General features: G+C 63.1%; 12 protein-coding genes and 1 pseudogene. 5 read left to right on the top strand and 8 right to left on the bottom strand.

Features of this window, described 5'->3' with window-relative positions; translation table 11 throughout:
* Together EN991_RS40695 and trxB are read right to left on the bottom strand one after the other, a co-directional pair.
* Positions 1-138, bottom strand: a 138-nt coding sequence (locus tag EN991_RS40695) for a LysR family transcriptional regulator (RefSeq protein ID WP_164782251.1), incomplete at its 3' end; no start/stop codon positions are given.
* A 79-nt stretch (positions 139-217) separates the two neighbouring features.
* Positions 218-1192, bottom strand: coding sequence for a thioredoxin-disulfide reductase (trxB, locus tag EN991_RS03410; protein ID WP_127368155.1), 975 nt, complete (start codon positions 1190-1192; stop codon positions 218-220).
* 249 nt (positions 1193-1441) lie between these two features.
* Here trxB and EN991_RS03405 point away from each other — a divergent pair, with 249 nt between their 5' ends.
* A complete protein-coding gene (locus tag EN991_RS03405; RefSeq protein ID WP_023809735.1) occupies positions 1442-1921 on the top strand; it encodes an Lrp/AsnC family transcriptional regulator in 480 nt (159 codons plus the stop codon).
* Positions 1922-2173: 252 nt separating this feature from the next.
* Positions 2174-2968, top strand: a complete 795-nt coding sequence (locus EN991_RS03400; protein WP_063172903.1) for a glycosyltransferase family 2 protein — start codon at positions 2174-2176, stop codon at positions 2966-2968.
* Positions 2969-2972: 4 nt separating this feature from the next.
* Here the strand turns inward: EN991_RS03400 and EN991_RS03395 are convergent, their stop codons facing one another.
* The 6 genes from EN991_RS03395 to EN991_RS03370 form a co-directional block, all read right to left on the bottom strand.
* Complete coding sequence (locus EN991_RS03395; protein WP_127368154.1) at positions 2973-3632, bottom strand: HAD-IIIA family hydrolase; 660 nt, start codon at positions 3630-3632, stop codon at positions 2973-2975.
* Positions 3625-4197 (bottom strand): SIS domain-containing protein, encoded by a 573-nt coding sequence (locus EN991_RS03390; RefSeq protein ID WP_024504153.1) that lies wholly within the window; start codon positions 4195-4197, stop codon positions 3625-3627. Before EN991_RS03390 ends, EN991_RS03395 begins: the two co-directional genes overlap by 8 nt.
* A gap of 7 nt (positions 4198-4204) precedes the next feature.
* Positions 4205-5698, bottom strand: a complete 1494-nt coding sequence (gene rfaE1, locus EN991_RS03385) for a D-glycero-beta-D-manno-heptose-7-phosphate kinase (RefSeq protein WP_063168811.1) — start codon at positions 5696-5698, stop codon at positions 4205-4207.
* Positions 5699-5838: 140 nt separating this feature from the next.
* On the bottom strand, positions 5839-6471 hold the full coding sequence (locus EN991_RS03380) for a LysE family translocator (RefSeq protein ID WP_127368153.1): 633 nt from the start codon (positions 6469-6471) through the stop codon (positions 5839-5841).
* Between the two features lie 36 nt (positions 6472-6507).
* Positions 6508-6921 carry a hypothetical protein gene (locus EN991_RS03375; protein WP_245460886.1) on the bottom strand — a complete coding sequence of 138 codons (414 nt, stop codon included), beginning with the start codon at positions 6919-6921 and terminating at the stop codon, positions 6508-6510.
* The gene (locus EN991_RS03370) at positions 6914-7150 is read right to left on the bottom strand and encodes a type II toxin-antitoxin system Phd/YefM family antitoxin (protein WP_024504156.1); all 237 of its coding nucleotides are present in this window, start codon (positions 7148-7150) and stop codon (positions 6914-6916) included. Before EN991_RS03370 ends, EN991_RS03375 begins: the two co-directional genes overlap by 8 nt.
* A gap of 149 nt (positions 7151-7299) precedes the next feature.
* Here EN991_RS03370 and rfaD point away from each other — a divergent pair, with 149 nt between their 5' ends.
* From rfaD to EN991_RS03355, 3 genes and pseudogenes are all read left to right on the top strand, one after another.
* Positions 7300-8256, top strand: a complete 957-nt coding sequence (rfaD, locus tag EN991_RS03365; RefSeq protein ID WP_127368152.1) for an ADP-glyceromanno-heptose 6-epimerase — start codon at positions 7300-7302, stop codon at positions 8254-8256.
* The gene (waaF, locus tag EN991_RS03360; RefSeq protein ID WP_127368151.1) at positions 8229-9236 is read left to right on the top strand and encodes a lipopolysaccharide heptosyltransferase II; all 1008 of its coding nucleotides are present in this window, start codon (positions 8229-8231) and stop codon (positions 9234-9236) included. The genes rfaD and waaF overlap by 28 nt, the downstream gene beginning before the upstream one ends.
* Positions 9233-9516, top strand: a pseudogene (locus EN991_RS03355) (lipopolysaccharide heptosyltransferase I); the annotation flags it as partial. The gene waaF and the pseudogene EN991_RS03355, both read left to right, overlap by 4 nt.

The raw sequence follows: 9516 nt of genomic DNA, 5'->3' as shown, positions 1-9516 counted from the left end.
GCCGACATCATGCTCGAGCGCGCTGACCTGCCGCGAGATCGCCGATTGTGACAGATGCAATGTCTCGGCCGCATGGGTAAACGACCCCGCCTCCGCCGCAGCGTGAAACACGCGTAGCTTGTCCCAGTCCAACGCCATGATTCCCCTCGTTCTGTTTTGGCGTCTGAATGAAAAATCAGGCTTTTACACGGCGTTTCTAAGCCGCTCTCTGAACTCTCTACTCGGCCGCTTCGCGATGCACTTCGATGCCGGCCAGATACTTCTCCGCCTCGAGTGCGGCCATGCAGCCAAGCCCCGCTGCCGTCACCGCCTGGCGGTAGATATCGTCGGTCACATCGCCGGCCGCGAACACGCCCGGCACATCGGTGCGGGTCGAATCCGGCGCCGTCCACAGATAGCCGTTCGGCTTCTGCTTGAGCTTGCCGGCGAACAGTTCAACCGCCGGCGCATGGCCGATGGCCACGAACACGCCGTCGATCTTGAGGTGCGACACCTCGCCGGTCACCGCATGCTTGAGCTTCAGCCCCACGACCGAGGGCGGCAGCGGCGTCTTGCCGGGCCGACCGGTGATCTCGTCGACGATCGTGTCCCAGATGACGCGGACATTGTCCTTCTTCAGAAGCCGCTCGCGCAGGATACGTTCGGCGCGAAAATCGCTGCGCCTGTGGATCACCGTCACGCTCTTGGCGAGATTGGACAGATAGAGCGCCTCTTCCACCGCCGAATTGCCGCCGCCGATCACCGCGACATCCTTGCCCCGGTAGAAGAAGCCGTCACAGGTGGCGCAGGCCGAGACTCCAAAACCCATAAAGTCCTGCTCGGTCGGGATGCCCAGCCATTTCGCTTGCGCGCCGGTCGCGATGATCAGCGCGTCGGCGGTGTAGGTGGTGCCGGAATCGCCCTTGGCACGGAACGGTCGCACGTTGAGGTCGACCTCGGTGATGATGTCGTTGATGATGTCGGTGCCGACATGCTCGGCCTGTTTCAGCATCTGCTCCATCAGCCACGGACCCTGGATCGGGTCGGCGAAGCCGGGATAGTTCTCGACATCGGTGGTGATCATCAACTGCCCGCCCTGCTGCAGGCCGGCGACCAGCATCGGCTTCAGCATGGCGCGGGCGGCGTAGACCGCCGCCGTATAGCCGGCCGGGCCGGAACCGATGATGAGAACGGGCGCGTGCTTGGTGGTCATCTAAAGCCTCTGCGGAGGGCTGCCGGCAATTGCGGCATGGAAAACTCGATCATTGTCGCGCGTAATGTAAGTGTTGCCCACGACGCCAGCAAGGCAAGTTGGAGTTCGTCCCCGGAAAGCTTTGTCACACCCTGTCGCCCGCGGATCCCGCGAAATATTCCGGGCGAAGGATGGAATGGACAGCGAAGTCGTTTAATTACAAAATCACGCAAGATTCTTGCGTGTTGCCCCTCATGATCGAGAGCCCCCATGCCGCTCAAGGCCGACCTCGACGCCATCGACTGGAAGATCCTGCGCGAATTGCAGGGCGACGGCCGCATGACCAATGTCGAACTGTCGAACCGCGTCGGCATTTCGGCACCGCCATGCCTGCGCCGCGTCAAGCGCCTGGAGGAAGCCGGCATCATCCGTGGCTACCGCGCTCTGCTCAACGCACCAGCGCTCGGCCTTGATGTCGTTGCCTTCTGCCTGGTCGGCCTGCATCATCAAGCCGATGCCGAGCTGCGCATCTTTGCCGAGCGCACCCGCGGCTGGCCGATCGTACGCGACGCCTGGATGGTGTCGGGCGAATCCGATTTCCTCCTGCATTGCGTGGCGAGCGACCTCGGCGCCTTCCAGACCTTCGTCATCGAGGAACTGACCTCGACCCCGAATGTCGACACGGTGCGCACAGCGCTCACCATCCGCCGGGTCAAGGACGAAGGCTTGGTCTCGTTCGCACAGCCTTGAGCCGGTGAACCGCAACCGGCTTTCGCCGATGCGGCTTGAACGCCTCGCCATATCAGCGCCGCTTTGGCGTTCGATAGGCACTTCTGTGAAGCCGGATGTCCTGCCGTAGCCGCCTTGCTGGTTTCCTAGAGCAATTCCAGAAAAAGTGTGTAACGGTTTTCCTGGGAAAAGCGCATAGCGCTTTCGGGATTGCATAATACAGGTGGCGCAGGGCAGCCCAATTCCGAGAACAGTGTGCCGTGGGGTGGGACGATGACTCGATTTTCTAGCCCGGTTTCGGCGCTGGTCATCTGTATGAACGAGGCCGACATGATCGGCGAATGCCTGGAGAGCGTCGACTTCTGCGCCGAGATCATCGTCGTCGATTCAGGCTCGACGGACAGCACTCTGGACGTCGTCAATGCGTTCATCGCCAAGGGCTACCCGATAAGGCTGTTTCACAATGATTGGCCGGGCTTTCCTCGTCAGCGGCAATTCGCGCTCGATCAGGCCACCCAACCGTGGTGCCTTTCGATTGAAGCCGACGAGGCCATCGATGACGTTCTCAGGCAGTCGATCATGAGTGTGACGCAGCTTGGGAATGACGCTTTCGACGGATGGTATATCAGGCGCCGCGACAAGCTGAAGGGTTACGGCTATGCGCACCGCTGGGTGCTTCACAACAGGCTGCTGCGGCTTTTCCGGCGCGACAAGGCAACCATGGACCTCAATCTGCGGGTCCATGAGTCGTTCGAGGTGCCGGGCGAAACCGGCACCATAGAAAATGGCGTGCTGCTGCATCGCCGCGAAATGACTATTGCCGAGGATCTGGCGAGAGCCAACACCTACTCCAGCCTCAAGGTCGCCACGCTGGTCGAACGAGCCAAGAAGCCTGGCCTGATAAGACTGGTGCTGTCGCCGCTTGGCAACTTCCTGAAGTTTTACCTGGCCAAGCGCTACTTCCTGTGCGGCCGGCACGGGTTCGTCTATTCGATGCTGGTGATGGTGTATTCGTTCGCCACCGAGGCCAAGCTCTATGAAGCCTGGCGGGACAACGATCGGGTATAGACCGTTAGGGCGCGCCCGAGGCGGCCCCAAGTCCAGCTATTGCGGCGAGCAGGCCGTCGAAGTCCGCGCGGTCGCACCAAGGCCGAATTGTGAAGCCCCGTCGGACAGCCGCTTGCCCGTCCACCAGCCAGCCCTGCGAGAGGCCGGCGCGTTGTCCCGCCTCCATGTCGGCCTCCTTGTCGCCGACGATCAGCGAACGCCGCAGATCGAGCCCGAGGCGCCTGGCCGCCTCCAGCAGCATGCCCGGATTGGGCTTGCGCATCGGATGATCTGCGGCCGCGAGCGGGCCGGAGCCCGCCTCGTGATAGGCGCAGGCAAGGACCATGTCGACGAACGCATTGTCGGCGCGTAGCAGTTCGAGCACGCGGCCATTGACGGCGGCGAAATCGCTCCAGCCGAAATAGCCGCGCGCGATGCCGGACTGGTTGGTGACGACGATGACGGGAATGCCGGCCCCGTTGGCGGCGGCTATCACCGCGGCTATATCCGCGCGCAGCACCATTTCGCCAGGATCATCCGGATAGCCCGTATCGATATTGATGGTGCCGTCGCGGTCGAGGAACAGCGCCGGAGAGCCGGCGGCGAACACCTTTGAGCCGACCTGCTCGACCCACAGGCCCGGCTCAGCCAGCGGATAGCGGCCAGAGGTCGTGGGATCAGCCATTGCTGAGGCGCGCTTCGACCACCTCGCACAGATGATGATAAAGGCACAGATGCCCCTGCTGGATGATCGGCGTCGAGGTCGACGGAACGTTGAGCAGAATATCGGACAGAGGTTTCAGCTTGCCGCCGGTATCGCCGGTCATGCCGATCACCGTCATGTCCATCCTCCGTGCCTGTTCGGCGGCGGCGAGGATGCTCGGCGAATTGCCGCTGGTCGAGATTGCCAGAAGCACGCCGCCGGCCGCGCCATGCGCCTCGACCTGGCGCGAAAACACCGTGTCGAAGCCATAGTCGTTGCCCCAGGCGGTCAGCACCGCCGCATTGGCCGGCAGCGCGATGACATTGTAGGCCTTGCGCTCCTTGAGAAAGCGGCCGACCAGTTCGCCGGCAATGTGGATGGCGTCGCTGGCCGAGCCGCCATTGCCGGCGATGAGCAAGGCCTTCCCCGACGAAAGCGCCGTCACCACCGCGCTCGCTGCCCGCTCCATCTCACCGGTCAGGTCCCGTTCGACCATGGCTGATATGGCAGCCGCCGAGCGGACAAGGTAATCGTTCAAGTCGGACATGAAACCCTCAGTTTGTGGTGCCGCCGGCGCGCAATTTGCCAATGGTGTTGGTGGTGCTTTTTCCAGCGACGAGATCGACCAGCACGACGCGTCCGCCGGCCTTCTGCACCACATCGGCGCCGACCACGGTATCGACCGTGTAATCGGCGCCCTTGACCAGTATGTCGGGCAGCAGCGCTTCGATCAGCGCCAGCGGCGTATCTTCCTCAAACACCACGACCGCGTCGACCGAGGCGAGTGCTGCCAGCACGCAGGCGCGGTCGTGCTGGTCGTTGACCGGCCGGCCGGCGCCCTTCAGGCGCCGCACCGAGGCATCGCTGTTGAGGCCGAGCACCAGCCGGTCGCACTGGCTTCGCGCCGCGTGCAGCAAGCTGACATGGCCGGCATGCAGGATGTCGAAGCAACCATTGGTGAAGCCGACGCTCAGGCCCTCTTCCTTCCACGCCGCCACCATGCGGGCGGCCGATGTGGCGTCGAGGATGGCGTCCTTGTGGGCGGTCGGCCCATGTGAACGGAACAGCGCGCCGGTGAGTTCCTCGACCGTCAGCCGCGCTGTGCCGCGTTTTCCCACAACGACGCCACCAGCGGCATTGGCGATCGAAGCGGCCATGACCGTATCGGCGCCTACGGCCAGCGCCAGCGCGAAGCTCGCGATCACCGTATCGCCGGCGCCCGAAACGTCGAACACTTCGCGCGCCTGGGTGGCGATGTGGCGCGCCTCGTCGGGGCCGACCACGCTCATGCCCTTTTCGCTGCGCGTCGCAACGACGAAATCGAAACCATGTGCCGAAATCAGCTGGCGCGCGGCAGCCACGATCTCGTCATCGGCGAACACCGCATGGCCGACGGCCTCGCCGAGTTCCTTGCGGTTGGGGGTGATGGCGGTCGCCCCGGCATAGCGCGCGTAATCGCGGCCCTTAGGGTCGACCAGCACCGGCTTTCCAGCCTCGCGGCAGATGGCGATCAAGTCGCCGGCGACGCCGTCGAGCAGGATGCCCTTGCCGTAATCGGACAGGATGACGATGTCGGCGTGCGCCAGCGCGGCGCGGAAATGGCGGATCAGGCCGGCTCGCTCCGCGGCGCCGAGCGGCTTGATCTCCTCTTCATCGAAACGCAGCACCTGCTGGTTGAGCGCGCTGAAGCGGCTTTTGGACGATGTCATGCGACCAGGCTCCTGCGCGAGGCCCGCCGTATCGGCGCCAAGTTCCCGCAGCATCCGCACCAGACTGTCGCCCGCCAGATCGGCGCCGATTACGGAAACGGGGACAGCGGCAGCGCCGAGCGAAACGATGTTGGCCACGACATTGCCGGCGCCGCCCATGGTCGAGGTCTCGCCGCGCCCATGCAGCACCGGGATCGGCGCTTCCGGCGAGATCCGCTCAATGACGCCGTTGACGAAACGATCGAGGATGAAGTCGCCGACCACCAGCACGGTGGCCTGGCCGAACCGCGCAATGGCGCGGTGCAATGGTTCTGGAGAAGGCGGATTGTGCTTGATCATGTCACTGGCAACGCGAGGGTAAGGCAAATCTCAATCGTGATGAAAATTGTCAATTTACGGGCCGGATCGTTCATGCCTGCCGATATACCGCAAATCCACGCAGCGCAACGTCAGGACATGACCCGCGACTGTCCGATGCGTCAGCTCTTCTGCAGGGCAACATGGACGCCCAGCCCGACCAGCACCGCCCCTCCCGCCCGCTGCATCAGCCGCTGGGCGCGGCTCGAACGCCGCAGGCGGCCGATCACGGCGCCCGCCAGGAACACGCAGACGATATCGGCCGAGGAGAACATCAGATTGACTATCGTGCCGAGCACGACGAACTGCAGCCAGACCGGAAACGCCGCCGAGGCGTCGATGAATTGCGGCAGGAACGCCATGAAGAAGATCGCTGTCTTCGGATTGAGCACCTCGACGGTGATGCTCTCGAAAAAGGCGCGCCGCGCCGATTTGCGCTCGATGGCAGGCAGCGCCGCATCGCCGTCCGTGCGCTTGCGAAACAGCGAGATGCCAAGCCAGATCAGATAGAGCGCACCGACCAGCTTGACCGCCAGGTAGAGCGTCGGCACGGCATGAAACAGCACCGACAGCCCGGCGGCCGCGGCGAAAACATGCACGTAGCCGCCCAGATGAATGCCCAGCGCCGCCGTCAGGCCGGACCAGCGGCCGCGCGCCATCGTCTGCGCGGCGGCATAGAGCATGGCCGGGCCTGGAATGTAGGCGAAGATCGCTGTGGTGGCGAAAAACGCGATGAGCAGTTCGGTCGATGGCATTTTTGGTCCCTCACGATCGTGCTCTGCCCTGTCGATTCAGTCCGCGCGCGGGATTGCTTTGGACTGACCCGTGCGGACAACCGCAGTAAAAGCGAACATAATTTTCTTGTGAAATGACGGGCTGAACGCGCCAATTCGCGCACCCGGCTCGAAATAGGCCGACGCTTCCAGGATATCATGATTGTACTCATCGACCATGACCCAAAGGGGCATAGGATCGAGGCCCGCACGGTGGCGTTCAATTTCCGGGATGCTGACTGCAACGCGATCACGACCCGGCTGTGTGGAAGTGATTGCAAGTATGAAGAGGTTGGTACCCCCGGCTTTCCCAGGAAGGACAGCCACAAAGGCCACAGGCCGTGACTTCCGGCCTTCGGTCTCGCCGTCTCCGTGTTGGCGATGCCAAAAATATGGATATCGCCAGACGTCCGCAGCAGCGGGTTTAATCACGGTCCAATTCCGCGGCGTACTCCTCGAGCATCTCGACATGTTCGGTCGGGGCGTCCTTCGCAGCGTAGACGCGGCGGCTGTCGTTGCCGAAGCGCGCTTCGTAGGCCTCGATGCTCATCAGGACGTATCTCGGCTTGTTGTGGCGAGTGATGGAGACCGGCTGCTGGCTGGCAGCTGCAAGCACATCTCCAAGATTCTGTTTCAGATCGGTCGACGGATAGTTTTTCATGGGATACCCTGTTTTGTCCATAATAGACAAAATGGACAAAACAGACAAGCGCATAAAATGGCAGGACAGGCGCATGCACCTGGCTTTGTCGACAGCCCGGCTAGCCTCCCCTATAAGGACCGGAATCGCAAAGCAACCAGAGGTCCTTCATGATCATCGTCACGGGCGGCGCCGGCATGATCGGCTCCAACATCGTCGCCGCGCTGAATGCCGAAGGGCATGACGACATCCTCGTCGTCGACGACCTTACCGACGGTCACAAGATCGTCAATCTTGCCGATCTCAAGATCGCCGACTATCTCGACAAGGACGATTTCCTGCCCCGCATGGAGGCCGGCTCGCTCGGCCGCATCGAGGCCGTGTTCCACCAGGGCGCCTGCTCGACCACCACCGAGTGGAACGGCAAATTCATGATGGAGGTGAATTACGCCTTCTCGAAACGGTTGCTGCATGCAAGCCAGACTTTGCGCGTGCCTTTCCTTTATGCCTCCTCGGCTTCCGTCTATGGCGGCGGCTCGGAGTTCCTCGAGGAACCCGCGTTGGAACGGCCGCTCAACGTATACGCCTATTCCAAGAAGCTGTTCGACGACTATGTCAGGCGAACCGTGTTCGCCGGGCAGGCCGACCATTCACAGGTCGTAGGCTTGCGCTACTTCAACGTCTATGGCCCGCGCGAAGCGCACAAGGGCGCCATGGCTTCCGTCGCCCTCCATCTGTTCAACCAGGTCGAGCGAGGCGAGAACCCGAAACTGTTCGGCGCCTATGACGGGTTCGGACCCGGCGAACAAAGCCGTGACTTCATCCATGTCGGCGATGTCGCCGACGTCAATCTGTGGCTGTGGAAACGGGGCTCAAGCGGCATCTTCAATTGCGGCACCGGCCGTGCCCAGCCCTTCCGCGCCATCGCCGAAACGGTGATCGACACGTTGGGTAAAGGGGAGATTGAATTCATCCCCTTTCCCGACCATCTCAAGGGCAGCTACCAGAGCTTTACGCAAGCTGATATGTCCCGTTTGCGCGCGGCCGGTTACAATGGCCAATTCCGGACAGTGGAAACCGGTGTCAGAGACTATGTCGAATGGCTGAAAGCCCAACGATCCTCGTGATCGGCCCACGCTGGGTGGGCGACATGGTGATGGCGCAGTGCCTGTTTTCGGCGCTGAAGGAGTTGCATCCCAACGCCGCCATCGATGTGCTGGCTCCGGCCTGGGCAGCACCCCTGGTCAAGCGCATGCCCGAAATCCGCCAGCAGATCGATTTTCCGCTCAAACCCGGCGCGCTCGAATTCACCCATCGCCGCCGCTTCGGCCGCCTGCTGCGCGGCCGCTACGACATGGCCTATATCCTGCCGGGCAGCTGGAAGTCGGCGCTGATTCCGTTCTTTGCCCGCATTCCGCGCCGTGTCGGCAATCTGCGCGAGATGCGCTATGGCCTGCTGACCGACATCGTGCCATTGCCCGACAGCATCAAACGACGCACCGCGCAGGCCTATTTCGGCCTTGCCCAAGGCGGCAGTTTCCGGGCGCCACGGCTTAGCGTGGACACGAAAAACCAGGTCGACCTGCTCGGCCGTTTCGGGCTGGCGCCGCAGAAATTCGTGGCCCTGATGCCCGGTGCGGAATTCGGCCCTGCCAAGCGCTGGCCCAGCGAAAGCTATGCCGGGCTTGCCAGCGGTTTCATGGGCAAAGGCTTGAAGGTTGCGCTGTTCGGCTCGAAGAACGACCGCGACGTGACGGCGGAGATCGCAGCCCTGGTCCCCGGCGTCGTCGACCTCGCCGGACAGACGCGGCTGGAGGACGCCATCGACCTGATATCCGCCGCCAGGCTGGCTGTGTCCAATGACAGCGGACTGATGCATGTCGCGGCCGCCGTCGGCACGCCGATCGTCGCCGTCTACGGCTCGACCTCGCCCGAAAACACGCCACCGCTGGCGGAGCGCCGCGAGCTGGTCTGGCTCGGCCTGTCGTGCTCGCCCTGCCACCAGAAGGTCTGTCCGCTCGGCCACCTCAACTGCCTGAAGACGCTGGAAGTCGGCCAGGTCGCGGCAGCGGCGGACCGGCTGCTGGAAATTCCGGCCGCGGCATGAAGGTGCTGATCGTCAAGACGTCGTCGATGGGCGATGTCATCCACACCTTTCCGGCGGTCGAGGATGCCCGTCGCCACCGCCCGGACCTGACCTTCGACTGGTGCGTCGAAGAGGCATTCGCCGGAATCGTCGCGCTTCACCCGGCGATCGACAAGATTCATACGGTGGCGATCCGGCGCTGGCGCAAGGCGCTGCTTGACGGCGCCACCTGGCGCGAGGCGGCCGCCCTGCGCCGCACCTTGCGCAATTGCCGCTACGATCTGGTCATCGACGCGCAAGG

This window comes from Mesorhizobium sp. M7A.F.Ca.US.005.03.2.1, from assembly GCF_003997795.1.
In the GTDB taxonomy this organism is placed as follows: domain Bacteria; phylum Pseudomonadota; class Alphaproteobacteria; order Rhizobiales; family Rhizobiaceae; genus Mesorhizobium; species Mesorhizobium ciceri.
Note: the sequence above shows the minus strand (reverse complement) of the source record. Positions and strands in the feature narration are given on the sequence as shown.

What these genes read in the sequence shown, in the direction of transcription:
- rfaD (WP_127368152.1), top strand. Translation starts at nt 7,300, where the DNA reads ATGATCATCGTCACGGGCGGCGCCGGCATGATCGGCTCCAACATCGTC.
- EN991_RS03400 (WP_063172903.1), top strand. Translation starts at nt 2,174, where the DNA reads ATGACTCGATTTTCTAGCCCGGTTTCGGCGCTGGTCATCTGTATGAAC.
- EN991_RS03370 (WP_024504156.1), bottom strand. Translation starts at nt 7,150, where the DNA reads ATGAAAAACTATCCGTCGACCGATCTGAAACAGAATCTTGGAGATGTG.
- EN991_RS03395 (WP_127368154.1), bottom strand. Translation starts at nt 3,632, where the DNA reads ATGGCTGATCCCACGACCTCTGGCCGCTATCCGCTGGCTGAGCCGGGC.
- rfaE1 (WP_063168811.1), bottom strand. Translation starts at nt 5,698, where the DNA reads ATGATCAAGCACAATCCGCCTTCTCCAGAACCATTGCACCGCGCCATT.
- waaF (WP_127368151.1), top strand. Translation starts at nt 8,229, where the DNA reads ATGGCTGAAAGCCCAACGATCCTCGTGATCGGCCCACGCTGGGTGGGC.
- trxB (WP_127368155.1), bottom strand. Translation starts at nt 1,192, where the DNA reads ATGACCACCAAGCACGCGCCCGTTCTCATCATCGGTTCCGGCCCGGCC.
- EN991_RS03405 (WP_023809735.1), top strand. Translation starts at nt 1,442, where the DNA reads ATGCCGCTCAAGGCCGACCTCGACGCCATCGACTGGAAGATCCTGCGC.
- EN991_RS03390 (WP_024504153.1), bottom strand. Translation starts at nt 4,197, where the DNA reads ATGTCCGACTTGAACGATTACCTTGTCCGCTCGGCGGCTGCCATATCA.
- EN991_RS03380 (WP_127368153.1), bottom strand. Translation starts at nt 6,471, where the DNA reads ATGCCATCGACCGAACTGCTCATCGCGTTTTTCGCCACCACAGCGATC.